Origin of the sequence: Alcaligenes phenolicus (assembly GCF_032063905.1) — a bacterium.
Classification (GTDB): domain Bacteria; phylum Pseudomonadota; class Gammaproteobacteria; order Burkholderiales; family Burkholderiaceae_B; genus Alcaligenes; species Alcaligenes phenolicus.
Genome location: NZ_DAMBOE010000003.1, coordinates 535744 through 562381, shown reverse-complemented (window position 1 = coordinate 562381; position 26638 = coordinate 535744). Strand labels below are relative to the sequence as shown.

The window sequence follows — 26638 nt, the reverse complement described above, 5'->3', positions numbered from 1 at the left end:
TTTGCCCCGGGGGATAGCCAGTTCACGTACGCCACGCAGGCAGCACCGTCTTGATGACTGTGCTGCACATAAGATTAAAAAAGGGTGAATCATGCCTGTGGAATTGGCTTCCTTGCCGACAGACCAAGCGCTGCACGCGCCTGGGGTTTCTGCCGAGCAGTTCAAACTTGCTATGCGCCATCTGGGTGGCACGGCCAATGTGATTACGGTCGAACACCAGAGCCAGCGTAGCGGCCTGACGGCAACGTCGGTCACCTCGGTAGCCGCAGAGCCGGCAGAGGTACTGGTCTGTGTGAATCAAAGCTCCTCGTCCTGGCCTTTGATGCGCGACAGCGGTCTGTTTGGTGTAAATATTCTGGGTGTCGAGCAGGCAGGCATGGCTTTGCAGTTTGCCGGTTTCAAAGGCGAGCAAGGCGATGCGCGTTATGCCGGGCACGATTGGCTGCGCACCGAGCACGGTATCTGGTTGGCACGACAAGCTCCTGCCGCTTTGGCCTGCCAGATCGTGGAAGTAATTGAACGTCATAGCCATGCTTTGGTATTGGGCCGTGTCTTGCAGGTGCACCATGCCGAGCAGGCACAGGATTCGCCTTTGCTGTATTGGCAGGGACGTTTTGGCCGCTTTCAGGGCCAGTAAATCGTCGGGATCGCTGTCTCTGTCTTGGCACCTTAGCCGGGCCTAGGGATAGTCTCGATGTTGCAGTGCGAGAGGCTGTGCCACACTAAGGCACAGCTTTTTTATCGCTTGTTGCGACGCTCATGACCACCATACTGAATCGCTATGCCCAGCTGCATTCGCAGGATGTGGACTGCGTTCAGCACTATATCTCCCAGGTTTTCTGCCCGCATAGTCTGACCCTGGCGGATACGCGTCAACGTCTGAATGCACGCTTGTATCTACGCCAAGGCCAGGATGTGGCCTATGGCCGTTTGCGCTATGGCGCGCAGGTGCAGATTCAGCCCCAGCCACTGGACGACTTCTATCTCTTGCAAATCCCTCTGTCGGGACAAGAGCAGATTCATACGGCGCACGGACGTTTCGCGTCTACCTCTCGCCTGGCTTCCATCATCAGCCCGACTCAAGACTTCAGCATGGAACATAGTCTGGAGGCCGATAAGCTGTTTGTGCGTATTGGACGCCAAGGGCTGGAGCGCCATTATCAGGATTATTTTGCCCAGCCTGTGCGCGGCCCCTTGGAGTTCCAGCCTTCCATTCCTTTGGATGCGTCTGGCGGAGCCAGTTTGCGCCGCTTGCTGGATTGGCAGTTTGCCGAAGTGTCGGACGGCACTTTGTTTGATCAGCCCCGTCAGGTACGCCAATTCGAGCAGACCCTGATTTATGCCTTGTTCGAGCTGCACCAGCACAATCAGCCCGCCCATAAGACCGCGGCAGCCTTGCCGCATGTTTTGCGACGTGCCCTGGATTTCATGGAAAGTCAGACCGGCCAGCCCATCACGATTGGCGATATAGCCCAAGCGGCAGGTGTTAGTGTGCGCAGTCTGTATGCGGGGTTCCGGGAACATTTGGGTGTCGCACCGATGGCGCGTCTAAAGCAGATGCGTTTGGAAGCGGCCCGCCGATATTTGCAGGAAGGTGGCATGTCAGTCACCGAAGTGGCCCTGGCCTGTGGCTTTGCCCACTTGGGACAGTTCTCTGCTGACTATCGACATCGCTATGGCGAGCGCCCCTCTGAAACATTAAGCGGCCTGACTCGACCTCGGTCCAGCATCTAAGCGCCGGCATCCGGCGCTACACTAAGGGCTTGATTAGGAGCCCTGCATGTCCTCTGAGAATTCCTCCAGTTCCAAACCCAAACTGGCCTTGACCTTGCCCGATCTGGATGCACAGCAATTGGTGCTGGTGCAGACGACGGTGCCCGATATGATGCTGGCCAAGTACCTGGCTCATCACCTGGTTGAAGATGGAATTGCCGCTTGTGCGAACCTTGCGCCCGCCAGTTTGTCTATGTACATGTGGCAAGGGGAGTTACAGGGTGATGAGGAAATCACGCTGACTTTCAAAACCACAGTGGCCCGGCTACCGGAACTGGCAGATCGCTTGCGAGAGCAGCATCCTTACGAACTGCCTGAATTGATTGTGCTTCCGGTTGTTGGTGGTTTCACCGCTTATCTGGATTGGGTCCGCACCCAGACGCGTCCAGCGTGATCTCAGATAGCCCAGCCTAAAAAACCGGAATAGATTTGTGCCTTTGTCTTTGAAGCGTTCCCTGTTTTCTGCCCAGCGTCTTGGCGCGTGGTTTGCTGTTTTCTTTGTCCTGATGCTGGCCTGGCTGGCAACGCCATTGACGGCGCAGGCAGAAGAAGAGTTTCTGGACCCGGAACAGGCTTTTGTACTGACCGCGGCCATGAGCCAGCCCGATCAGCTGGATATCCATTTCCAGATTGCGCCTGAATACTATATGTATCGCAAGCGCTTCGGGATCTCGACCGAGAAGGCCGAGCATTTGGGTACTCCTCAGCTTCCCGATGGCGAAAAGGTGTACGACCCTACCTTTGACGAAGTCATGGAGGTCTACCGCAACTCGGTCACTCTGCGAGTGCCTGTTCTGGCCGATAGTGGTACGGGCCAGGATCTGAAAATTGATGTAGTCAGCCAAGGTTGTGCCGATGCTGGCCTGTGCTATTCCCCCTCTACGCAAACCTTGACTCTGATTCCCACCGGACAGGGCTGGGAAGTGGCAGGCCCCTTTGGTGTGGTGTCGGTGCCTGCGCCGGGTGAAGGCTCGGGTCAGAAAACAGACGCCGCAGGCACGACGTCTACTGCTACATCTGCCAGCTCAGGTGGTGTTGCGTCGGCTTTGAGCCTGAGTGATGTGGGTCTGGCGGATTACCTCAAGCAAGCTGGTTGGGGGCAGATTGTGCTGCTGAGCTTTGTGTTCGGCTTGCTGCTGTCCTTTACACCTTGCGTCTTGCCGATGGTGCCGATTCTGCTGTCCATCATTGCGGGCCGTAATCAGCCTGCGCCATCGCGCTGGCATGGTTTGAAAATGGCTTTTGCCTTTGTGTTGGGCTTGTCTCTGGTCTACACCTTGCTGGGTGTGGCGGCAGGTTTGCTGGGCGCAGGCTTGGCAAGCTGGTTGCAGAATCCGTGGGTCTTGGGCTTGTTTGCCCTGATCCTGGTGGTGCTGGCCTTGTCCATGCTGGATGTATTTACGGTGCAGGCCCCGGCAGCGCTGCAAAATCGCCTGAATGAAACCATGAACCGTTTGCCGGGCGGGCAGATGGGTGGTGTGTTCCTGATGGGCATGCTATCTGCGCTGATCGTCGGCCCTTGCGTGGCAGCGCCTTTGGCGGGTGTGCTGCTGTTTATTTCGCAGACGGGTGATGTGGTCCTGGGCGGCTCGGCTCTGTTCGCCTTGGCCTGGGGGTCGGGCGTGTTGCTGCTGATTGTGGGTGCGGGTTCGGGCAGTGTGTTACCCAAGGCCGGTGCCTGGATGGAAAGCGTTAAGACCGCCTTTGGTGTCTTGTTGTTGGCTACCGCCTGGTGGATGGTCTCGCCCCTGATGTCCGGCACGATTGCCGTCTTTGGCTGGGTTGTCCTGGCTTTGTGGGCTGCTGCCTTGCTGGGTGCGTTTGGGCGCGGTACGGCAGCACGCACGCCTTGGTCGGGTTTGCGCCAGGGAGTAGGCATGATGCTGGCGGTCTGGGCCATCATGATGATGATCAGCATTGCCCTGGGTCGCCCCAGCGTGATTCGTCCACTGGAAGGGCTGAAATCGTCCGGTACGGTGGCAGCCGCTCAAAGCAAAGTGGAGTTCCAGCGCGTATTCACTTTGCAGGAGCTGGAAGAACGTCTGGCCAAGACCACCCGCCCCGTCATGCTGGATTTCTACGCAGACTGGTGTGTGTCCTGCATTGAAATGGAGAATTTCACGTTCAGTGATCCTGCGGTTGCACAGCGTATGGCACAGTTTGATTTGCTGCAGGTGGATGTGACAGCAAACACCCCCGAGGATAGGGAGTTGCTGAAACATTTCCGCCTGTTTGGCCCTCCCGGCATCATGTTTTTTGATTCCAAGGGCAAACAGCTGGAGCAACTGCGTGTGATCGGTTTTCAGGATGCCAGCCGTTTTTCCAAGGTGCTTGATGAGGTGCTGGCCGGTGCCTGAAGTCCTTGATTTGCCCGAAATCGGGCTTATCAGGGCCTAACAGACGATAGATCGTCGCGTACACACAACAAAAAACGCAGCTTACAGGCTGCGTTTTTTGCGTTCTGATTGATGTGAATCAGCAGTTCTGTTCGCGCATCAGCTTGGCGGCTTCGATGGCGAAATAGGTCAGAATGCCGTCGCCACCAGCACGCTTGAATGCCAACAGAGACTCCATCATGACCTTGTCGTGATCCAGCCAGCCGTTCTGGGCGGCAGCCTTGATCATCGCGTACTCGCCACTGACTTGGTAGGCGTAGGTTGGCATGCCAAAGGCGTCTTTCACGTCGCGCAGGATGTCCAGGTAAGGCAGGCCAGGTTTGACCATGACCATATCGGCGCCTTCGCGGATATCGGCAGCCACTTCGCGCAGGGCTTCGTTACGGTTGGCGGGGTCCATCTGGTAGGTGTTCTTGTTGGAACGACCCAGATTGGCAGCCGAGCCCACTGCGTCGCGGAAGGGGCCGTAGAAGGCGCTGGCGTACTTGGCCGAGTAAGCCATGATGCGGGTGTGGATGAACTGGTCCTTGTCCAAAGCGGCGCGGATGGAGCCGATGCGGCCGTCCATCATGTCGCTGGGGGCCACAATGTCCACGCCAGCCTGGGCTTGCGTCTGGGCCTGACGGATCAGCATGGCGACCGTCTCTTCGTTCAGGATATGACCGGCCTCGTCCAGAATGCCGTCCTGGCCGTGGCTGGTGTAGGGGTCCAGAGCCACGTCAGTCAGCACGCCCAGCTCGGGGAATTGCTGCTTGAGCATGCCCACCACGCGCGGAATCAGGCCGTTCGGGTTGGCGGCTTCGCTGCCATTCGGCGTTTTCAGGGACGGGTCGATGGAAGGGAACAGGGACAGCACGGGGATGCCCAGTTCCAGACACTGTTCGGCCACGCGCATCAGTTCATCAGGCGAATAGCGCATGACGCCTGGCATGGAGCCCACTTGCTCCTGAACTTTCTCGCCTTCACGTACAAAGACCGGGTAGATCAGGTCGTCTGTGGACAGGCGGTTTTCGCGCACCAGACGGCGGGAAAACTCGTCGCGGCGGTTACGGCGCAGGCGAGTATTAGGAAAGTCGGCAGGAGGAATAAAACGAGTCATGGAACAACCTTCGGAGAAATCCAGTTTTCGATGCATTCGGTCGCTTCGGGCAAGCCGATACGATCAGTGGAGGAGAAGGGCAGCGCATGCAGGGCGCCAATTTCCCGGAGTTGGCGGCGCACTTCGGCCACCGCCTTGATGCGTTGACCATACGGCAGTTTGTCGGCCTTGGTCAAAAGAGCCAGTACGGGCTTGCCGGTAGGTGCAATCCAGTCCGCCAGGCGCATATCCAGGTCGGTCACGCCGCGCCGGATGTCGATTAGCAACACAATGCCGGCAATCGAGGGGCGGGAGACCAGGTACTCGCCCAGAATTTCGGCCCAGTCCTGCTTTTCGTGGCGCGCCACGGCGGCGTAGCCATAGCCGGGCAAGTCCACCAGGTGGCCCAGAAAGTCGCCCGGCGAGAGCGGGTCGGGGATGCCGAACATATTGATCAGGCGTGTTCGTCCCGGCGTTTTACTGGAAAAAGCCAGTTTCCGTTGGTTGGCCAACACATTGATGGCGGAGGATTTGCCCGCATTGGAGCGCCCCACAAAACAGACCTCTGGCGGTCCGGGAGGAGGCAGCTGATCGATCTGAGCAGCTGAAATCGTGAAGTGAGCGCGGTGCAGTATCGACATGGTTGCAGCGTAATTCCATATTGGTTCAGCGCCTATTGTATAATCTCTCGATTTGAAACAGTAATGTCGTAGTCCACTGGGTACTGACCAGCGGCTTACGGTGGCTTTTGCGGGGCGCATGCGGCACCCCGATTGATTCGCGATTATCGAGGTCCAAATGAAGCGTGCGCTTTCCCGAGTCGTTATCGCAAGCAGCCTGACGATGGCTTGCTCTGTGGTTTTTACCGCTAACGTGGCCAATGCAGCTGGTCTGCCCAAGCCAGATGCCGCCAAAGGCGAGCAGCTCTACCTGCAAGGTGAGATGTCGCGTGGCGTGCTGGCCTGTGTGACCTGTCACGGGGATGGCGGCAACAGTATTATTCCGGTCAACCCGTCGCTGGCTCACCAGCCGTACGAGTACCTGGTCAAGCAACTGCACGATTTCCGTGCCAAGGACGAGAAGTCTGTGCCTTCCCGTCGCGGCCCTGAAGGCGCCAACAGCCTGATGACCGCCATTGCTGCCGGCATGACCGAAGAAGATATGCAAAACGTGGCTTTCTTCCTGTCCCAACAGCCCGTGAACTGGGATCAGGCAGCTAACGCTACCAAAGAAGACACTATGGAACGTGGCCAGAAGATCTGGCGCGGCGGTTTGCCCGAGCGCGGTGTTGCGGCCTGTGCCGCTTGCCACTCGCCTGATGGCGCTGGTATGCCCGGTCAGTTCCCCCGTCTGGCTGGCCAGCACCCTGCCTACATTGCCGAACAGCTCAAATTGTTCCGCAGCGGCGACCGTGCCAATGGCCCGATGATGCATGACATCGCGGATCGCATGTCGGACGCCGACATTGCAGCCGTGTCAGATTTTGCAGCTGGCCTGCGTTAATCAGTCCAAGGGGGCCATTGGCCCCCTGACTGTCTGAAGCCTGACATTCGCTTTTTGGCCCCAGCTTCCTGATAGTCATGGCAGTTTGGGAGCCTTAACAACGGGCAGTGCCGATTTGGGCCGGGTCTCGTGTTGGTGTTTTGTCCAGCGATCGAACTTTGTGTGCGTTCTGCGTTCAAAGTCTGGATGTTTCCGGTGAAACCCCCCACCTCCTAAGCTAGCCTTTGTGAAAAAAGTATTCCCCGTACGTCGCTTTGCGGCCGATTTCCTGGAATTGCTCGGTTCGATGCGCTTTGCCATCAGCTTGCTGATGTTCATTTGCGTAGCTAGTCTGATCGGCACTGTTCTGGCGCAAAATCAGCCGGCCAATACGTATATCGATCAATTCGGGCCGTACTGGTTTGAATTTTTCGACCATTTCTCGATCTGGTCCATCTACAACAGTGGCTGGTTCATGGTCATCATGACGTTTCTGGTGGTTTCGACCACGCTGTGCGTCATTCGTAATGCCCCCAAGATGATCCGCGAAATGCGCACGTTCAAAGAACATGTGCGCGGCGGCAGTCTGAAAGCCTTCCCCCATCGCGTTGAACTGGAAAGTGCCGGTGCTCCCGAACATAGTCGCGAGCAGGTGCAAGGCTGGTTGCAGTCCCAGGGTTATGCCGTGCGCGTGCGCCAGGATGACGACGGCAGCATGATGATGGCAGCCAAGAAGGGCAGCGCCAACAAGCTGGGTTACATTTTTGCCCACTTGGCGATTGTGGTGATCTGTGTGGGCGGCCTGCTCGACAGCGAATTGCCCGTGCGCTTGCAGGTGTGGCTGGGTGGCAAACAGCCCATTACTGAAAACATGCTGATTTCCCAGGTGCCCGAGTCGGGTCGACTGGGTTTGGGCAATCCCAGCTTCCGCGCCAATATGCTGGTGCCAGAGGGAGCCCGTACGGCTACTGCCGTGGTCAATTCCGGTGAAGGCGTCCTGATTCAGCCCCTGCCTTTTGCCCTGGAGCTCAAGCGTTTCCTGGTGGAGTACTACTCAACCGGTATGCCCAGCAGCTTCAAGAGTGAAGTGGAAGTCACCGATCCTGTCACGGGCGATACGTTCGAGCGCACCATCGAGGTGAATGAGCCGCTGCGTTACAAGGGGGTCACGGTTTACCAGTCCGGTTTTGACGATGGCGGCAGTATCCTCAGCCTGAAGGGCTATCCCTTGGTAGGCCCTGGTTCCAAGACCTTTGCGCTAAATGGCAAAGTGGGTGAGACCGTAGGCATTGCGGCCCAGGAAAGCCCCAACGAACACGCTTTGACGGTTCAGTTGACCGAGCTGCGCCCCATCAACGTGGAAAACCTGAGTGAGGGTGATCCTCAGCCCAAGGCCATGATTGAACACGTGGCCGCTGTGACTGGTAGCGCTGCCAACAAGAAAGATCAGAACCTGAAGAACGTCGGCCCCAGCGTGAACTATCGCTTGATCGACGACCAAGGCCAGTCCCGCGAGTTTGTGAACTATATGCTGCCTGTGGAGCTGGACGGCACCTTGGTGTTCCTGGCGGGGATGCGTTTCTCGCCTGCCGAACCGTTCCGTTATGTGCGTTTCCCGGCTGACGACAAGGGTTCCTTGAAAGAATTCATGGATTTGCGTGCGGCGACGCAGAACGAGGCCCTGGTGAGCCAGGCGGCCGAGCGTTTTGCCGAACGTAATTCTTCTTCGCCTGAGCAAAAAGAGTTGATGCTCTCCGCTTCCAGGACCGCTTTGCAGACGTTTGTGCGTGCCGGTTTTGATGGTTTGATCAGCCGTGTCCCCGAGGCCGAGCGCGAGCGTATTCTGGGTTTTGCAATTCCCATGATTCAGTTCACACTGTCAGAATTGCGTGATTTGCTCAGGCAGCAACAAGGTTTGCCAGAGCTGGATTACAGTCAGGAAAATAGCGATGCCAATCGCTGGATTCAGTCTGCTGTACTTGCGTTTGCCAACCTGCCTGACTACCCGGCACCTGTTATGTTGACCTTGGACAGCTTTGAGCAAGTTCAGGCCAGCGTATTTCAGGTGGCGCGCAGCCCAGGCATGTACATTGTGTACTTGGGTTGTCTGTTTCTGATTATTGGCGTGTTCTCGATGTTCTACATCCGGGATCGCCGCGTGTGGGTCTGGATTCGCCCTCACAACCAAGGCAGCAGTGTAATGGCTGCCATGACATCTCAACGTCGCAACATGGACTTTAACCTCGAGTTTGATCGCCTGAAAGCGGCGTTCAACCGGCTATCTGTCTGACAAGGTGTAGCTACTATGGCGCAGACCCTTTCTTCGGCCACTCCAACAATGTGGCAAGACAATATCGCTTCCAGTGGTGACCGGCGCGGTATCCGTGGCCGTCCGGACTGGTCGGATGTGCTGTTTCTGGTGGTGCTGGCTTTGGGTGCGGCGTATGCGCTCAATGTGTACAGCACCAGCATGGATTACTACGAGAAGATCATTCTGGTGGCGTTCGTGCCGTTTGTGGCCTGGCTGGGGTGGTTGTGGCGTCCGCTGCGCACGCTGCTGGTGTTGTCTGGTTTGACGGCTTTGCTGGCGGTCTGGCTTTACAGCACGGGTGATGGTTTGGGCACCGGTGATATTGAAAAGGCCGATTCGGTTTTTCTGCTGAAGTATTTGTTCTCTTCCCAGTCTGCCATTTTGTGGATGTGTGCGCTGTTCATTCTGGCTACGGTGATGTACTGGGCTGGTTTTTTCAGCAATACGGCGGCCTGGATGGGGTCGGGGCTGACCTGGGCGGCGATCTATGCCGGGATGACCGGTTTGCTCGTGCGCTGGCGCGAAGGTCACTTGTTGGGTCCGGACATCGGTCATATCCCGGTCAGCAATTTGTATGAAGTGTTTGTGCTGCTGGCGCTGATTACCGCCTTGTTCTACATGTATTACGAGCGTCGTTACAACACGCGTGCCTTGGGTGGCTTTGTGCTGTTGGCGATCAGCTCGCTGGTTATTTTTCTGCTGTGGTATTCCTTCACGCGTGATGCGCATCAGATTCAGCCTTTGGTGCCTGCGCTGAAAAGCTGGTGGATGAAGCTGCACGTGCCGGCCAACTTTATTGGTTACGGTACGTTCTCTTTGGCGGCCATGGTGGGCTTTGCGTATCTGGTGAAGGAAAATGGCGAGACGCGTTCGCGTGCCAAGCTGATTCCGGTGTTCTTGCTGGGTGCGATTCTGTGTGCCGAGCCCATGATTTTTGGTTCGCGCGAGTTGTCGCCTACCTGGATGCTGTATTTCGGTATCGGTAGTGTGATCGTGGGTACGATTTTGTATTTCCGTGGTCCGATTTCGCGCAAGCTGCCTTCGCTGGAGGTGCTTGATGACATCATGTACCGCGCGATTGCGGTGGGTTTTGCCTTCTTTACGGTGGCGACGGTATTGGGGGCTTTGTGGGCCGCTGATGCCTGGGGCACGTACTGGCAGTGGGACCCGAAAGAGACTTGGGCTTTGATTGTGTGGCTGAACTATGCGGCTTGGTTGCACTTACGCTTGCTTAAAGGGCTGCGTGGCACGATGGCAGCGTACTGGGCGTTGGGTGGGCTACTGATTACCAGTTTTGCGTTCTTGGGCGTGAATATGTTCTTGTCGGGACTGCATTCCTACGGGGAGCTGTAAAGTCTTTGCTTTTCCGAGGTGCTTGTGTTTGGGCTTTGGAATGGCGGTTGTAGAATTGGGAAACCCGAGTTTGGCTGAGTGCCGGACTCGGGTTTTTTTGTGGCTGTTTACTTGTTTTTTTAGGGACGATGCTTGGTGGGGGGCTTGAACCTTGTTTTGTAGGGTGGCATAAGCGCTGGGAGACGCCGCTGGTGTGCGGGTCGGGGTGTCGGGGCTTGAGCGCTTGCCGGTGCTGCGCACCGGTGCCCTTGGCAGAAGATCGCGTAGGGCGCATCCTGAACTCGCACGATGGTTTGTCCCCCGGACAAACCATAAGCGTCGTGCTCAAACAGCAGGATGCTTGAACCCCTACGCGATCTTCCGCCCGCGGCAAGCACTCTGAATCGCCCCAACACCCCGACCCGCACACCAGCGGCTCACAGTGTTTATTTATGGACCAGTCCTAATTTTTTCGGTGAATGGTGGATGGGTTTAGGGGAAGCGTGATTGCGGTTTTTGGGTTAGGCGTTAATCGGAAGTTTGTTCGATTGAGGTGGCTTTGCTTAGCCAGACTCAGATCTAGACCGCTAAAACCCAAGCTAGCTCGATGTCTGTATCTATCTTCAGAGCTATTTACTGCTCCAACTTTAGATACGCGCATGCACTCGGAGCGGTAGCAGATATGAAGTGCGAAATTTAGAGTTGGGTATTACGCAGTGGTAAGTCGTGCGATAGGGCCAGAAGACTCAGGCTCTTATATGGCAGGGTGTCGGGGTGATGATGGCGTCAGGAAGGCTTTTATAGCTTCCCCATGACATTTGCAATGAAGGCGCATCAATGTGGTGAGAAACGCGATCCTTTGCCACTCAGGCCCTCTGTGGGGCTTGGGCGCTTACCTATTTACATGGCGGGCGGGAATTTATCCTGGGATTCGATCAGGAACTGTCTGGCGGCGGCGTCGTGGACCAAGTCGGTCATGGCGTTGGCTTTGAGCAGGTCTGCGGGGGTGCAGGCTTTGGAGATGATGAAGCCTTGTACGTAGTCCACGCCCAGTTCTTGCAGGGCTTTCAGGGTGGGGACGTCTTCGACCCATTCGGCGATGCTGATCATGCCCAGGTTGTTGGCCAGTTCAACGATGGTCCGGACGATGGCGACGTTGGTTTCTTTTTTCAGCATGTCGCAAATCAGGGCACCGTCGATCTTGATGGCATCGGCGGGCAGTTCGCGCAGGTAGGAGAAGGAGGTATAGCCGGCTCCAAAGTCGTCCAGTGCGATCCGTACACCCATTTTCTGCAGGCGACGCATGAAATTACGTGTGTGCTCCAGGTCGTCCAGTGCGACACCTTCGGTGATTTCCACGCACAGGCGGCGGGCCAGGTGTTCGAAGCGGGCCAGGATGTCGAAGAGCCATTTGATGAAGGTGTCGTCGTTCAGGGACACGCCGCTCAGGTTGATGGTGACCCATTGGGTCTTGCTCAACTGGGCTTCGTGTTTGGACATCCATTCCAGGGTGGCGGAGAACACCCATTTATCGATGATGGTGATGGTGCCGCTTTCTTCTGCTGCTGCAATGATGCGGCCGGTGGGGATGAGCTGGCCAGAGGAGTCGCGCACGCGCAGCAGGGCCTCGAAGTTCAGGCTGTCCATGGGGCGACGCAAGGCAGCGATAGGCTGCATTTCCAGGTATAGCGCGCGAGAAGAGCCACCTTCCAGCTCTTCAAATAAACGTAGTTCTTCGGCGTGTTCTTGCAGGGCGTTGGAGTCCTGTCCGTAGATAATCATGTCCTGATGCAGGCGGCGGGCGTCACGGGCAGCTCGGCTGGCGGCGGAGATGGCTTCTTGCGGAGCCATGCCGGGGGCGACTTCGACCAGCCCCAGTGTGCTGCGCAGGTTGAAACTGCGGTTGCCAGCCAGCAAGGGACTTTTGTTTAGCGATTCCAGCACGCTATTGGCCAGAGTGCGAGCCTGGTCGGGTTCGCAGTCTTCAAAGATGATGACAAATTCGTCGCTGCCGATACGGCCAATCTTGTCTTTGCTGCGCAGGACGGATTCCAGTTGCTCGCAGACTTTCAGCAGCAGGGCATCGCCCGAGGAATGGCCGAAGGTGCCGTTCACATATTTGATGTGGTTCAGGTCCAAGTAGGCCAGCAGGCAGGGTTTGTCGTCCTGGCTGCGGCTGAGCAGGCCGTCCAGTGCTTTTTCGATACCGCGCTGGTTCAGGACATTGGTAACCGGATCGTTGTCGGCCATCAGGCGCAGTTGGCGGTAGGTCTCGGCACGGGCGGTGATGTCTTGCAGAGATCCTTCGATGCACTGATTGACGATGGCCACACGCAGGGCAAATTGGCAGGGCTGGGCATCAGCGTCGTAGTAGGTAATGGTCACGTCCTGACCATTTTGTGTGCTTTGGGCGACAGCTTTCCAGTCTTGTTCGGGAAAGAAATTGGTCCAGTGAATGGTGCTTTCGTTCGGGTCTGCGTCTATGTTGAGCATGCGCGCCAGAATGGGACTGATGCGCAGAAAGACGCCGGACTCGTTCAGGGTGAACATGCCGACAGGGGTCAGCAGGTAGTGGGCCATGAGTTCGTTACGGGCGCGCAGGGATTCGCTGCGGTCTTCTCGCAAGCGTTCACCTACGGCCAGGGCCACCATCAGATTGGAGAGCAGGAAGGCGATGACGCCGTTGAAGTTCTCTACAAAGCTGGAGCGACCAAAGGTCACTAGAAAGATGGCTGAAATCAGCATGCACAGGGCCATGCTGAGCAGCACCAGTTGCCAGAGCAAGATGCGCGAGCGGGTGTGCAGGAGGATGGACAGCAGCACGGCAGAGACGCAGCACAGCGCGTAGATGGTGCTGACCCACATGACGGGCTGGAACACGGACGCCGGGGCCAGCAGGGACACGGGTAACAGGATCAGGCCCAGGATGCCCACGGTAGGCAGCAAGCGTTGCAGACGGGCGGTGGTAATCGAGTTGCCCAGCAATACCGTGAACAGGGAATAGCTCAGGATGAAGTAGCAGGCGATGGTCACCTGGCGTAGCACCGGCATGTACTGCGAGGGCAGAATCTGGCCTAGCCACTGGGTATCCCAGCCCATGGCCATCGAACCCAGGCGCAGGTTGCCAATCAGCCAGACCGATAGCAGCAGGTAGATCCAGGCGCGGTTGGTGGCGGCCAGCACCAGCATGAACATGGCCATGGTCAGCAAGCCGCCTTCCAGCAGTCCTATGCCACGGCTAAGACGGATCGAGGAGTTGGTGACGTCAGCGCTGGCCCAGAGCTGAGCTTGCAGGAGGGTGGGGCGGGAGGTTTCGACACGGCACAGCACGGTGTCGGGGTGGTTCGCCTGGCCCAATTCCAGGGTGTAGCTTTTTACCGGGGCAGGTGACAGTGGGATAGGCGGGTCCAGCTCACTGTTACGCAGGGCTTGGCCGCTGCGGGCGTCTTGGCAGTGCAGCGAGGAAATTGGGGAGGCCGGAAAGTGCAGGACCTGGTCCTGCTGGGGGAAGGGGGCGGGCAGGGTCAGCAGCAGCCAATGGGGCTCGCTCAGGTGCAATCGTTGCCGGGTCGGGGCATTTTCCAATTGCGTCAGTAACTCTGGATCCGCATGCTCTTGCTGGCTGGCCAGCGCCTGAATGCCCAAACTTTGACCGGGAACGGTAGGGTAGCGATTCGGCAGGAACAGTAATGCCCATAAAGTGAGCATGATCAGAAACAAAGGGATGACGTAAAGACTCAAGCCGCGAATCAGGCGCTCGCTGGCCGAAGTAACAGGCTCAAAGCCGTGTGTCGGTATCCCTGGGGTGGTCATGATGGTGGTACAGCCTCCAGCGCTTACCATCGAACTGTCTGGCCACTGACAGCGAAATCTGTGCGTTCCTGGCTAGGACAGGACGCAACAGGCCGGGACTGCGATGCCTGCTGATGGCAGCGCAGTCCCGGCCTGTTTTACGGTCAGATTCGAGAGTTCTTTAAGGCTGAATGGTTGTTACCTGCATTCTTGCCCGCCTTTAAGGGAGCAATCGTTCGGTGGCAAACAAACTTTCCAGGCTTTCGCGGGGGCGGATCACATGAACCTGATCGCCGTCGACCAGAATTTCAGCCGCACGGGGGCGGGTGTTGTACTGGCTGGCCATGGTAAAGGCGTAGGCACCAGCGGACATGATGGCGACCAGATCGTCCTGTTTCAGATCCAGCTGACGGTCACGAGCCAGCCAGTCACCGCTTTCGCAGATGGGGCCAACCAGATCGTAGCGGGGAGTGGACTCGGTCACTGGACGAGGCTCTACCGCTTCCACGCCGTGCCAGGCATCGTACAGAGTGGGACGAATCAAGTCGTTCATGGCGGCATCAATGATGGCGAAGTTTTTGGTCTCGCCATGCTTGAGGTATTCCACGCGGCTGAGCAGCACACCGGCATTGCCTACCATGGAGCGGCCGGGTTCCAGCACGATTTCCAGATGGCCCAGGCCGTTCTTGTCCAGAGCGGCGAATACTTCGGTCAGCAGCTGGGTAGGGGTCACCAGGGTTTCGTCGGTGTAGCGAATGCCCAGACCGCCGCCCAAATCCAGATGAGTCAGGTTCACGCCTTGCTCTTTCAGGGTCAGGATCAGCTTGATCAGCTTGTCCAGCGCATCCAGATAGGGGCTGACTTCGGTAATCTGCGAGCCGATATGGCAGTCCACACCCACAATATTCAGGCTGGGCAACTCTTGGGCGCGTGCATAGATGCGGGGAGCCTGATCAATCGGCACGCCGAACTTGTTGTCTTTCAGCCCAGTGGAAATGTAGGGATGGGTACGGGCATCTACGTCCGGATTCACGCGCAAGGAAACAGGCGCTTTCACATTCATGCGTTCAGCAACCTGTGCAAGGCGCTCCAGCTCGCCTTCGGATTCGACGTTGAAGCACTTCACGCCTGCTTTCAGGGCAGCTTCAATTTCCCAAACCTGTTTGCCGACACCGGAGAACACCACTTTGCCTGGATCGCCACCGGCGGCGATGACACGGGCCAGCTCACCGCCCGAGACAATGTCAAAGCCGGTACCCAGACGGGCGAATTCTTGCAGAATGGCCAGGTTGGAGTTGGCCTTCATGCCATAGCACACCAACAACTTGCGGTCCTGGCCTGCCACTCGATAGGACTCCCAGGCGTCGCGCAAGGCTTGGCGGGAATACACATACAGAGGGGTGCCGAATTCTTCAGCCAGCTTGTTCAGGGGAACTTGCTCGGCGTGCAGCGTGTTGTTCTGAAATTGGAAGTGAGGTGCAACGGTCATGGTGTCGTCAAATAACAGAGGTTAAGCGAGCAGGGCGGAAATCAGCGCGGCGCTGTTTGGGCGTCCGCTGCTTCCTGCGCAGGAGGGTGGTACAAGGGGCCTTTGTAGCCGCAAGCGCTAAGAAAAACGCTAAGTGCCAGCAAGGCCAGCAGGCGGGAGGAACGTAGTTTGTTCATAAGGTGTTGAGCTAGTGCAGACAATGCAGAACATTATGCCATTGTGAGGGACAAAGCATAAAAAACGCCGGCTAGGCCGGCGTTTGGGTACTGGATTTAGAAGGGAACGAAGGGCTGGGCTTGCGTGCCCGAAGAACCGGAGTCAGAGTCCAGTTGCCGCAGCAGGTCGCCAATACCATCGCTTTGATCGCCACCGCCTTGTTGCAGGGCACCGTCACCTGGAGCGGGCAGACCAACACGGGCAATCGCTTGTCCGGGCGGGAATTCGTCAAAGTAGAAGTCCCCGTTGATGCGCGACAGGCCGGAAGGCATGGGGCCTGGAGGCACTATGGGCTTGTCTTTGAGCGCGGCGCGCATGTAGTTGATCCAGATAGGCATGGAAGCACCACCGCCGGTTTCACCCGAACCCAGGCTGCGTGGCTTGTCAAAGCCCATCCAGGCAATACCGACCAGATCTGGCGTGTAACCGGCAAACCAGGCGTCCTGGGAGTCGTTGGTGGTACCCGTCTTGCCACCAATGTCCGTACGCTTCAATTCGCGCGAGGAGCGGGCACCGGTACCGGAAGTCGCCACACCGCGCAGCAGGTCGTTCATGACGTAAGCCGTGCGGGCGTCGATGGCGCGGGCAGCCGCATCACCGGCCACAATGGGCTTGGCGCGCATGATGACTTTGTTGGTGCTGTCGGTTACGTAGTCGATCAGGTAGGGCTCGGTGCGGTAACCGCCATTGGCAAAGACCGAGTAGGCACCGGCCATTTGCAGGGGCGTTACGCTACCGGCGCCCAGAGCCAGCGGCAGCACGGCGGGTTGACGGGCTTTGTCGAAACCAAAGCGGGTCACATATTCCTGCACGTACTTGGGGCCGACGGCCTGCATGATACGGATGGACACCATATTTTTGGATTTATACAAGCCTTGGCGCATGGTCAGCATGGGCTCGTAGGTGCGACCGTAGTTCTTGGGCGTCCAGGGTTTGGAGCCGGTCTGGGCAGCCGTCAGAACAAAAGGTTCGTCCGAAATCTGCGTAGCTGGAGTCAGACCGCGCTCTAGCGAGGAGGCGTAGATAAAGGGCTTGAAGGCCGAGCCGGGTTGACGCCAGGCTTGCGTGACGCGGTTGAACTTCCCGTCCGAGAAGTGGAAACCGCCCACCATGGCCTGGATAGCGCCGTCTTGCGGGCGTACCGACACAAAAGCCGCTTGCACCGCAGGCATATTGATCACTTCCCAGTAATCGCCGTTGCGGAACAGATAGACCACGGAACCGCGCTGAATGCGCACGTCTGCCTTGGCGTTTTTCACCAGGCCACGAGCGACAATCTTCAGGGCGCGCTTGTCGTTGACATCAATAATTTGCTGGGCGGTACGGGCCACGCGAATCTGGTTGGGGCTGGCGTCCAGCACCACACCGGTCAGCAAGTCGCCTGTGTCGGGGTACTTGTCCTGCAAGTCATCCAGAATGGAGTCCAACTGGGCGTGATCGTTTTCAATACCGGCAGGCAGATCGACCTGGCCTTGCGGGCCGGTGTAAGGAGCACGACGGGTGTAATCCAGAATACCGTTGCGTACGGCCAGATAAGCCGCTTCCTGGTCGGTGGACTTGATCGTGGTGTAGATATTGAAGCCGCGCGAGTACACATTGTCCTGGTAGACGCCGTACAGCAGTTGGCGAGCCAGTTCAGCTGCGTATTCACCGTGGATAGCGTAGCCACCCGCAGGTGTACCCAAGGCCGACTTCACAACGATTTCCTGTGCCATCGCGTCCTGGTATTCCTGCTCAGTGATGTAGCCCAGGGTACGCATGCGGCCCAGCACATAGGCTTGGCGAGTTTTGGCACGCTCGAAGTTGGCAATGGGGTTGAAGCGCGAAGGGGCTTTGGGAATACCGGCCAGCATGGCGGCTTCCGCCGTGGTGATTTCGCCCAGTTGCTTGCCCAGATACGTTCTTGAGGCTGCAGCAAAACCATAAGCACGATGACCCAGATAAATCTGGTTCATGTACAGATCCAGAATCTGGTCTTTGGTTAGCGTGGCTTCAATCTTGAAGGTCAGCAGCAGTTCGTAGAACTTGCGGGTATAGGTCTTTTCCGATGACAGGTAGAAGTTACGCGCTACCTGCATGGTGATCGTACTGGCCCCCTGGGTCTTGGACATATGGGTCATATTGGCCAAGGCAGCACGGCCAACACCCATCCAGTCAATACCGCCGTGCTGGTAGAAGCGATCGTCCTCGGCAGCCAGAATGGCCGATTTCATGACATCGGGAATTTCGTCAAAACGCAACACATTGCGGCGTTCTTCACCAAATTCGCCGATCAACACCTTATCCGCCGTGTAAATGCGCAGCGGCACTCGGGGGCGGTAGTCGATCATGGCGCTAAGGTCAGGCAGGTTTGGCCAGGCCAAAGCCAGCGCAAGCGACCCGAGCAGGACGGCACACAGACCAAGCCCCACAAAAAAGACCGAGGTCTTGATGATGAGGCGGGCAAGCCAGGAACCGGAGCTTTGCTCGGGTTTAGAATTGGGGGAGCGGGAAGAGGAACTCATTAGGGCTGATTTTAAAGTCCAAACGCAGCAGGACTGGGCCTCAAACCAAGTATCAATGTAACAAAATAATACTAAGCAAGCGGACTGTGCTTAGGGAAGGCTAATGGGATAATACACAAATGAACCACTCTTTACCTGCTGAGCTGATGCCTGTAGAACATCCTGATCCCTTAACAGACGCCGAGCTGCTCCATTTACAACAGACTGGCCCACGCCCCATTATTTTGGTAGGCATGATGGGAGCCGGTAAAACGACCATTGGTCGTCAATTGGCGCGGGAACTCAAGCGCGAGTTTATGGACCTGGACCACGAGCTGGAAGCCCGTAGCGGTGTGCGAGTGGCCACTATCTTTGAGTTCGAAGGCGAGCAAGGGTTCCGCAAACGGGAATCTGCGGTGCTCGATATTTGTTCGCGTCAGACCGGTATTGTGCTGGCAACGGGGGGCGGGGCCATTTTGTCCGAGGCCAATCGCCAGATCATCAAAGATCGCGGTATCGTAGTGTACTTGTGTGCCACCGTAGACGAGCTGTACCGTCGCGTGGCCCGAGACCGTAACCGGCCGCTGTTGCAAACAGCGGACCCACGCGCCCGCATCCAGGAACTGTTGCAAGCGCGCGAACCCCTCTATGAAGAAGTGGCAGATGTCCGCTTTGAAACTGGCTCGGCGCCAGTTCATCATGCGGTGCGCCACTTATTGTCCCTGTTGAAAGAACGAGGTTGCTAAATGTCTGTAGTGTATGTTGACGCCCAGGGTGGCGCTTATCCCATCCATATCGCCGCCGGGCGTCTGGCGCATCTTGCAGACACGGTGCCAGCCGATACGTCTGCCATTGCAATCGTCACCAATCCTACGGTGGCCGCCTTGTACCTGGCACCTGCAAAGGAAGCCCTGGCCGCAACCGGCAAGCCTGTCCATGTGATCGAGCTGCCTGATGGCGAAGCCTACAAGAACTGGGAATCCCTGAACCTGATTTTTGACGCGCTGCTGGGCGGTCACCTGGATCGCAAGGCCCTGATTGTGGCTTTGGGCGGTGGTGTTATTGGCGATATGGCTGGTTTTGCTGCAGCCTGCTTCATGCGGGGTGTGCGCTTTGTGCAAGTGCCGACGACCTTGCTGGCGCAGGTGGACTCCTCGGTGGGCGGCAAGACGGCGATCAACCACCCGCTGGGCAAGAATATGGTGGGCGCGTTCTACCAGCCTATCGCTGTAGAAGTGGATACGGACGTACTAAAGACTTTGCCTGCTCGTGAGATCTCCGCCGGTCTGGCGGAGGTTATCAAATACGGCATGATTTACGACCTGGACTTCTTCAACTGGTGTGAAGAGCAGATTGCGCCCATGCGTACGCTGGAACAAGAACAGATCGTCTATGCGATTCGTCGCTCCTGCGAGGTCAAGGCTGAAGTCGTTTCCCAGGACGAACGCGAATCGGGTCTGCGCGCCATTTTGAACTTTGGTCACACTTTTGGCCACGCGATCGAGTCCGGCATGGGCTACGGCCAATGGCTGCATGGCGAAGCTGTGGGCTGCGGCATGATTATGGCAGCCGAGCTCTCCGCCCTGGTCTGCGGTTTGCCCGCTCAGGATGTGGCCCGTATCAAGGCCCTGGTGCAAGCCAGTGGATGCCCGATCACTCCACCCCAATGGCCTGCGGACCGCTGGCTGGAGTTGATGCAGGTGGACAAGAAAAATGAAGGTGGCCAGCTGCGTTTTGTGCTGCTGGATAAATTAGGCCATGCCAAGGTGCAGGCGGTAGCGCCTGATGTGGTGCGCCAGGCACTGGCCCGCTTTACAACGGTGGAACAGGAGTAAAACCTATGCAAATGCTTGCCGCTTATGCCTGTCACCCTGAACAGTCCCGCGGTCGGCGTTATGCAGAGGCAGCGCCCCAAGGCCGTAACGCCTTTCAGCGGGACCGCGACCGGATTATTCATTGCAATGCCTTTCGTTTGCTGGAATACAAAACCCAGGTTTTCATTAACCACGAAGGTGATTTATTCCGAACACGATTGACGCATAGTTTGGAAGTGGCCCAGCTGGCGCGGGCCATTGCTCGCAATCTGGGTTTGCACGAAGACCTTATCGAAGCAATCTCCCTGGCCCATGATCTGGGCCACACCCCTTTTGGCCATGCAGGTCAGGACACCTTGAATAGCTGCATGCAAAGCCTGCGTCCCGAGGCCGGGGGTTTTGAGCACAATCTGCAAAGTCTGCGGGTGGTGGACGAGCTGGAAGAGCGCTATGCCGCCTTCAATGGCTTGAACCTGTGCTTTGAAACACGCGAGGGGATTTTGAAGCATTGTTCGCTGAAGCACGCCCGTGAGTTGGGTGAGGTCGGCCAGCGCTTTATTGATCGCACCCAACCATCGCTGGAAGCCCAAATGGCCAATCTGGCCGATGAAATTGCTTACAACAATCACGATATTGACGACGGTTTGCGCTCCGGCCTGATCCGTTTGGAGCAATTGCTGGAACTGCGCCTGTTCAACAGTCATTACGAGCAGGTACAAGCCCAGTATCCGGGCCTGAGCGGTCAACGCTTGGTGGCGGAGATTATCCGCGGCATGATCAACACGCTAGTCGTGGATTTGACGGAAACCACGCGCGCCAAGCTGGAAGAGCATAGGCCTGACAGCGTGGATGCGATTCGCCATTTGCCGCGTCTGGCCGGATTCTCGCCAGAGATGCGGGCGCAGGCTGACGAGCTCAAACGCTTCTTGCACGCCAATCTGTACCGTCACTACAAGGTGGTGCGCATGATGAGCAAGGCGCAAAATATTGTGCGCGAGCTGTTCCATGCTTTTCTGGATGATCCACGTTTGCTGGCGGCGGAGCATCGCCGTGAAGACCCGATTGCTCAGGCCCGTGCCATTGCTGATTACATCGCTGGCATGACGGACCGCCACGCTATTCGCGAGCACGACGCTATCTTCAAGATGTAGCTCTTGCAGCCTGTGGTGGAGTTACGCGATCTGCTATCTGCCAGTAGCCGTGTGCTGTTCAGGAACTCTTCTTCATTGATAAAGCGCCAAAAAACCGTATTTTTTGGTGCTTGGGGCCTGAGCAGTGTGGCCTTTTAAGGGAGACAGCCTTTAGCGCTGCAATAAAGGCTTCAGATAGCGCCCTGTATGGCTTTGCTCGCAAGCAGCAACAGTCTCCGGGGTGCCTTGCACCACAATCTGCCCACCGCCCTGGCCGCCTTCCGGTCCCATGTCCACAATCCAGTCTGCCGTTTTGATCACATCCAGATTGTGCTCAATCACGACCACGCTATTGCCCGACTCAACCAGCTTGTCCAGCACTTCCAGCAAGACAGCAATGTCCTGAAAGTGCAGGCCAGTTGTAGGTTCGTCCAGTACATACAGCGTCTGACCGGTGCTGCGCTTGGACAGCTCCAGTGACAATTTCACCCGCTGCGCCTCACCTCCAGACAGGGTGGTCGCGCTTTGACCCAGGCGAATGTAGGACAAGCCCACATCAATCAAGGTAGTCAATTTACGCGCGACCGCTGGCACCGCATCAAAGTATTCCAGCGCCTGCTCAACCGTCAGGTCCAGCACTTCGCTGATATTGCGGCCACGGTAGCGAATGTCCAGCGTTTCACGGTTGTAGCGACGGCCCTGGCAGACATCACAAGGTACGTACACGTCTGGCAGGAAGTGCATCTCTACCTTGACTACACCGTCGCCCTGACAAGCCTCGCAGCGGCCGCCTTTAACGTTAAAGGAGAAGCGGCCTGGGTCGTAGCCACGCAAACGTGCCTCGGGCACGCTGGCGAACAGCTCACGAATAGCAGTGAACATGCCTGTGTAGGTGGCCGGATTACTGCGTGGGGTACGACCAATAGGGGTTTGATCGACGTTGATGATCTTGTCGAAATGCTCCAGGCCTTCCATACGATCGTAGGGCGCCGGTTCGGCGTGGGCACGGTGCAGCAAATGCGAGAAGGCGGTTGCCAGCGTGTCGTTGATCAGCGTGGATTTGCCCGAACCGGACACGCCGGTAATGCAGACCAGTCGTCCGGCCGGAATCGCCAGATCAACCGACTTCAGGTTATTGCCGCTGGCACCATACAGGCGCAGCCAGTTCAGGCTGTCATCAACAGGACGTCGTTTGGGCACGGCAATCTGACGCTTGCCAGACAGGTACTGACCAGTCAGAGACTCGGGGTTCTGGGCCAGCTCGGCGGGCGAGCCTTGAGCGGTAATTTGACCACCATGTTCACCTGCGCCGGGGCCCATGTCGATGACATAGTCGGCGGTGCGTATCATGTCCTCGTCGTGCTCGACCACGATCACGCTATTGCCCAGGTCCCGCAGGTGTTGCAGGGTCTGGATCAGCTTGTCGTTATCGCGCTGGTGCAGGCCAATGGAAGGCTCGTCCAGCACATACATCACGCCGGTCAGACCGGAGCCGATCTGGCTGGCCAGACGAATACGCTGGGCCTCGCCACCGGAAATGGTGTCGGCGCTGCGGTCCAGAGACAGGTAGTTCAGACCCACATTGTTCAGAAATTCCAGCCGCAGGCGGATTTCACGCACGATGCGGTCGGCAATTTCTTTTTTCGCGCCTGTTAGTGACAGACGCTCGAACCAGGCCAGGCAGTCGGACAGGGCCAGGGCTTCGACCTCATAGATGGCCAGACCTTTGGCTTGTCCTTGAGCTGTGGAGCCTGTCTGCGTGCACTGTGCTGTATTGTCAGACAGCTGGTCGACATTGAGGGTTGCGGAGTTGGCGGACGCGGTGCCTGCATGATGCTTGCACCCAGTATGGCTGGGAATTGGATCATCCCCGATACGGACGTGACGTGCCTCCAGGCGCAGGCGTGCGCCATGGCAGGCTGGGCAGGTCTGGGTGCGACGCAGCTTGTTCAGTTCCTCGCGCACGGCGCTGGAATCGGTTTCCGCCCAGCGACGTTGCAGATTCGGAATCACCCCTTCAAATGGGTGAGTTTTCACGGTGGTGCGGCCTTTCTCGTTCAAATAGAGAAAGGGGATTTCTTCCGCGCCGGAGCCGTACAGCACGGTGCGACGCAGCGCTTCGGGCAGGGACTCGAAGGGAGCCTCTATATCAAAGTGATAATGGGCCGCCAAGCTGGTCAGCAAGGTGTAGGTAAATGCATTGCGTCGGTCCCAGCCTGCAATGGCACCACCTGCCAGGCTCAGTTCCGGGAAGGCCACCACTCGTTCGGGGTCGAATACATCCACTTGCCCCAGGCCGCTACAGTCCGGGCAGGCACCTGCAGGATTGTTGAAGCTGAACAGGCGTGGCTCCAGCTCGGGCAAGGAGTAATCGCAGACCGGGCAGGCGTAGTGACTGGAATAGGGCTGTTCCAGGCCCGTGTCCAGATTCACCACCAGACAACGACCGTTGCTGGTGGACAGGGCGGTTTCCAGGCTCTCGGCCAGACGCTGCTGGCTATCGGGCCGAATGCGCAGACGGTCAATGACCAGGTCCAGATCGTGTGCCTGTTGAGCATTGAGTGCAGGCAGATCTTCAATGCTGGAGATCTCGCCATCAACGCGTACCCGTACAAAGCCTTGGGCTTGCAGGCCGCGCAGTTCAAGCTGCAGGTCACCGACCAGGCCACGGTGCATGGGTGCCAGCACGGCAATACGGGTTTCAGGTTCCCATTGCAGAATCTGGTCTACCATCTGGCTCACGCTATGAGCCTGCAAGGCCAAGTGGTGTTCCGGGCAGTAAGGAGTCCCGACCCGCGCGTACAATAGGCGCAAATAATCGTGGATTTCGGTAGTGGTCCCCACGGTGGAACGCGGGTTATGACCTGCTGCCTTTTGCTCGATGGCAATGGCAGGCGACAAACCTTCGATCAAGTCCACATCTGGCTTGTCCATCAGTTGCAAGAACTGACGTGCATAAGCGGACAGGCTTTCCACATAGCGCCGCTGGCCTTCGGCATACAAGGTGTCGAAGGCTAGAGAGGATTTCCCAGAACCGGACAGCCCCGTCAGCACGACCAACTGGTGGCGTGGCAGGTCTACGGAGACATTTTTCAGGTTGTGGGTACGGGCACCACGAATGCGGATGGCTTCCATCGCTTTATTTAGGCTTGTCAAAAGGCAACTTGCTACTATAGCGCGTTGCGTCAGAATTTATGTGAACGGGTATCCGGGCTCTCTGCTAGCCCAGTTGTGACAGAGTATTAAATGAGTACACACCAAACCATGAATACGGCCGGATCGCGCCCAGCGCGCCTGAGTCTGACTCAGCAAGAGCGCAAGGCCAGCATCCTGCTTGCCCTGTTGTTTGCCTGTCGAATGCTGGGTCTGTTTTTGCTGACCCCGGTCTTTGCTGTAGCCGCGCACTCCTTGCCCGGCGGTAATGATGCCGCACGTGTGGGTCTGGCGTTGGGGGCCTATGGTCTGACGCAGGCTGTCTTGCAGATCCCCTTGGGGATGGCGTCGGACCGCTTCGGACGTCGACCGATTATCGTCATCGGCATGGCCTTGTTCGTGGTCGGCGGGGTGATCTCCGCGCTGGCCCAGAATATTGACTGGGTGACGGTAGGCCGCTGTATTCAAGGTCTGGGGGCGGTTTCAGCGGCAATTTCTGCCTGGGTTGCCGACTCCACCCGTCCCGAAGTGCGCACACGTGCCATGGCGATGGTGGGTGGCTCCATTGGGCTGTCTTTTGCTGTATCGCTGGTGCTCTCGCCAGTGCTGGTAGGGCAATTTGGTTTGTCGGGACTGTTCTGGGCCATCAGTTTGCTGGGCTTTGTCTGCTTGTTGATTGCCGCTTTTGTGGTGCCCAGCGCGCCTAAAGCACCAGCCTCGATTGTGCAGGTTACCGCCGGACAGGTGTTGCGTCATTTGGACTTGCTGCGCCTGAACTTTGGCGTGTTCTGTCTGCACTTTATCCTGATGTCCCTGTTCATCGTCGTACCGGGCATCCTGGCGACTTTGGGTGGCTACGGCACTCAGGGTTTGTGGAAGGTGTACTTGCCCGTTATCCTGGTTTCCTTTGTGCTGATGGTGCCAGCGGTGTTCTGGACAGAGACCCGCAAGCGTCACAAGCATGCGCTGGAACTGGCCGTGTTGCTGCTGATTGTGGTGCTGGCCATCATGCCTTGGGCGCGTGATTCACTGGTTCCCATGGTGTCCGCGCTGACCTTTTTCTTTATCGGCTTTAATGTGCTGGAAGCCTTGCAGCCTTCTTTGGTGTCGCGTGTGGCACCACCAGAATACAAAGGGTTGGCGCTGGGTTTTTACAACACCTCCCAGTCCCTGGGCGTATTTGCTGGCGGCCTGATTGGCGGCATCCTGGCAGGGCGAGGGCTCACTCAATGGGTCTTGTGGACCGGCGCAGCCCTGGCTTTGCTCTGGTTGCTGACAGCGCGCGGTTTCAAAGACAAATATTAAAAGGCGTTGCCTGTTACGCTTGTGCAAAGACGTGGCAGGCAGCAACAAGTAAAGTGGCCGGATCGGCCTCAAGAATCAAGAGCTGGACGTAACAGGTGACACCGTCGGGTGCTCAGCCATATACGCCGTTCAAGGTGCTGTAACGGGATGGTTTGCATGGATAAAACTGCCCTCCCTGGAGTGGGGAGGGAGTGTTAATTAAGGCACGAATCCACGATAATACGGCTTGATATCGAATTTTTGACTACAGGATTTTTTCATGGCATCGGTAAATAAAGTCATTCTGGTGGGCAATCTTGGCCGCGACCCAGAAGTACGCTACAGCGCAGAAGGCTCGGCCATCTGCAATATTTCCATTGCCACGACTTCGCAGTGGAAAGACCGTACCTCCGGCGAGCGCCGTGAGGAAACCGAATGGCACCGTGTGGTGTTCTACAACCGTCTGGCTGAAATCGCGGGTGAATACCTGCGCAAAGGCCGTCCCGTCTACGTAGAAGGTCGTCTGCGCACCCGTAAATGGACAGGCCAGGACGGCCAGGAGCGTTTCACCACGGAAATCATCGCCGAGCAAATGCAAATGCTGGGCGGCCGTGACGGTGGTGATATGGGCGGCGGCAGCATGGGTGGTGGCGAATACGGTGGCGGCGGTGGTGCACCAGCTCCGCAACGTGCTCAGCGCCCAGCGCCTCAGCAACCGCAGCAACAACAGGCTCCACGTAATACCGCTCCTATGTCGGACAATCTGGCCGATATGGATGACGATATTCCGTTCTAAGGCTTAGCCCTTAGCGGGACTGAAGTTCAAAAACCCCGGCAAGCACGATGCTTGCCGGGGTTTTTTTCGTTCGTATAAACACTAATGTGTACCAACTTTCAATCTTGTA

General features: G+C 57.3%; 19 protein-coding genes. 12 read left to right on the top strand and 7 right to left on the bottom strand.

The features are described from left to right. Positions 1 to 91: 91 nt before the first annotated feature. The 4 genes from U2949_RS09120 to dsbD all read left to right on the top strand — a co-directional run bounded on the left by U2949_RS09120 (position 92) and on the right by dsbD (position 4130). Entirely contained in the window at positions 92 to 637 is a 546-nt protein-coding gene (locus tag U2949_RS09120; RefSeq protein WP_321287277.1) for a flavin reductase family protein, read from the top strand. A 122-nt stretch (positions 638 to 759) separates the two neighbouring features. Next, on the top strand, positions 760 to 1734 hold the full coding sequence (locus U2949_RS09115; protein WP_257722860.1) for an AraC family transcriptional regulator: 975 nt from the start codon (positions 760 to 762) through the stop codon (positions 1732 to 1734). Between the two features lie 46 nt (positions 1735 to 1780). Continuing rightward, complete coding sequence (gene cutA / locus U2949_RS09110) at positions 1781 to 2167, top strand: divalent-cation tolerance protein CutA (protein ID WP_009459966.1); 387 nt, start codon at positions 1781 to 1783, stop codon at positions 2165 to 2167. A 37-nt stretch (positions 2168 to 2204) separates the two neighbouring features. Then, positions 2205 to 4130, top strand: coding sequence for a protein-disulfide reductase DsbD (gene dsbD / locus U2949_RS09105; protein ID WP_026484816.1), 1926 nt, complete (start codon positions 2205 to 2207; stop codon positions 4128 to 4130). A gap of 118 nt (positions 4131 to 4248) precedes the next feature. On the opposite strand, the gene hemB is transcribed toward dsbD, so the two are convergent. Beyond that, on the bottom strand, positions 4249 to 5268 hold the full coding sequence (hemB, locus tag U2949_RS09100) for a porphobilinogen synthase (protein ID WP_026484815.1): 1020 nt from the start codon (positions 5266 to 5268) through the stop codon (positions 4249 to 4251). After that, positions 5265 to 5888, bottom strand: coding sequence for a ribosome biogenesis GTP-binding protein YihA/YsxC (yihA, locus tag U2949_RS09095; RefSeq protein WP_009459957.1), 624 nt, complete (start codon positions 5886 to 5888; stop codon positions 5265 to 5267). Before yihA ends, hemB begins: the two co-directional genes overlap by 4 nt. Before the next feature lie 157 nt (positions 5889 to 6045). On the opposite strand from yihA, the gene U2949_RS09090 reads away from it, so the two are divergent. From U2949_RS09090 to ccsB, 3 genes are all read left to right on the top strand, one after another. Next, positions 6046 to 6750 carry a c-type cytochrome gene (locus U2949_RS09090; RefSeq protein WP_026484814.1) on the top strand — a complete coding sequence of 235 codons (705 nt, stop codon included), beginning with the start codon at positions 6046 to 6048 and terminating at the stop codon, positions 6748 to 6750. A 226-nt stretch (positions 6751 to 6976) separates the two neighbouring features. After that, positions 6977 to 9019 (top strand): cytochrome c biogenesis protein ResB, encoded by a 2043-nt coding sequence (locus U2949_RS09085; RefSeq protein WP_026484813.1) that lies wholly within the window; start codon positions 6977 to 6979, stop codon positions 9017 to 9019. Between the two features lie 15 nt (positions 9020 to 9034). Then, a complete protein-coding gene (gene ccsB / locus U2949_RS09080; RefSeq protein WP_026484812.1) occupies positions 9035 to 10393 on the top strand; it encodes a c-type cytochrome biogenesis protein CcsB in 1359 nt (452 codons plus the stop codon). A gap of 879 nt (positions 10394 to 11272) precedes the next feature. On the opposite strand, the gene U2949_RS09075 is transcribed toward ccsB, so the two are convergent. From U2949_RS09075 to U2949_RS09060, 4 genes are all read right to left on the bottom strand, one after another. Beyond that, a complete protein-coding gene (locus tag U2949_RS09075; RefSeq protein ID WP_321287273.1) occupies positions 11273 to 14185 on the bottom strand; it encodes an EAL domain-containing protein in 2913 nt (970 codons plus the stop codon). Between the two features lie 199 nt (positions 14186 to 14384). After that, positions 14385 to 15653, bottom strand: coding sequence for a diaminopimelate decarboxylase (gene lysA, locus U2949_RS09070; protein ID WP_257722863.1), 1269 nt, complete (start codon positions 15651 to 15653; stop codon positions 14385 to 14387). A 41-nt stretch (positions 15654 to 15694) separates the two neighbouring features. Next, complete coding sequence (gene lptM, locus U2949_RS09065) at positions 15695 to 15829, bottom strand: LPS translocon maturation chaperone LptM (protein ID WP_080655585.1); 135 nt, start codon at positions 15827 to 15829, stop codon at positions 15695 to 15697. A 96-nt stretch (positions 15830 to 15925) separates the two neighbouring features. Further along, positions 15926 to 18373: a penicillin-binding protein 1A gene (locus tag U2949_RS09060; protein WP_026484809.1), complete on the bottom strand. Its 2448-nt coding sequence runs from the start codon at positions 18371 to 18373 to the stop codon at positions 15926 to 15928. Between the two features lie 119 nt (positions 18374 to 18492). Here U2949_RS09060 and U2949_RS09055 point away from each other — a divergent pair, with 119 nt between their 5' ends. Genes U2949_RS09055 through U2949_RS09045 form a run of 3 tightly spaced genes read left to right on the top strand, consistent with a single transcriptional unit; the run spans position 18493 to position 21317 of the window. Next, positions 18493 to 19098 (top strand): shikimate kinase, encoded by a 606-nt coding sequence (locus U2949_RS09055; RefSeq protein ID WP_009461975.1) that lies wholly within the window; start codon positions 18493 to 18495, stop codon positions 19096 to 19098. Continuing rightward, complete coding sequence (gene aroB, locus U2949_RS09050; protein WP_321287266.1) at positions 19099 to 20187, top strand: 3-dehydroquinate synthase; 1089 nt, start codon at positions 19099 to 19101, stop codon at positions 20185 to 20187. Positions 20188 to 20192: 5 nt separating this feature from the next. Further along, entirely contained in the window at positions 20193 to 21317 is a 1125-nt protein-coding gene (locus U2949_RS09045; RefSeq protein WP_026484807.1) for a deoxyguanosinetriphosphate triphosphohydrolase, read from the top strand. A 150-nt stretch (positions 21318 to 21467) separates the two neighbouring features. On the opposite strand, the gene uvrA is transcribed toward U2949_RS09045, so the two are convergent. After that, positions 21468 to 24431: an excinuclease ABC subunit UvrA gene (gene uvrA / locus U2949_RS09040; protein ID WP_321287377.1), complete on the bottom strand. Its 2964-nt coding sequence runs from the start codon at positions 24429 to 24431 to the stop codon at positions 21468 to 21470. 111 nt (positions 24432 to 24542) lie between these two features. Here uvrA and U2949_RS09035 point away from each other — a divergent pair, with 111 nt between their 5' ends. Together U2949_RS09035 and ssb are read left to right on the top strand one after the other, a co-directional pair. Next, complete coding sequence (locus U2949_RS09035; RefSeq protein WP_321287263.1) at positions 24543 to 25754, top strand: MFS transporter; 1212 nt, start codon at positions 24543 to 24545, stop codon at positions 25752 to 25754. Between the two features lie 259 nt (positions 25755 to 26013). Next, on the top strand, positions 26014 to 26529 hold the full coding sequence (ssb, locus tag U2949_RS09030) for a single-stranded DNA-binding protein (RefSeq protein ID WP_321287261.1): 516 nt from the start codon (positions 26014 to 26016) through the stop codon (positions 26527 to 26529). Positions 26530 to 26638 lie beyond the last annotated feature (109 nt).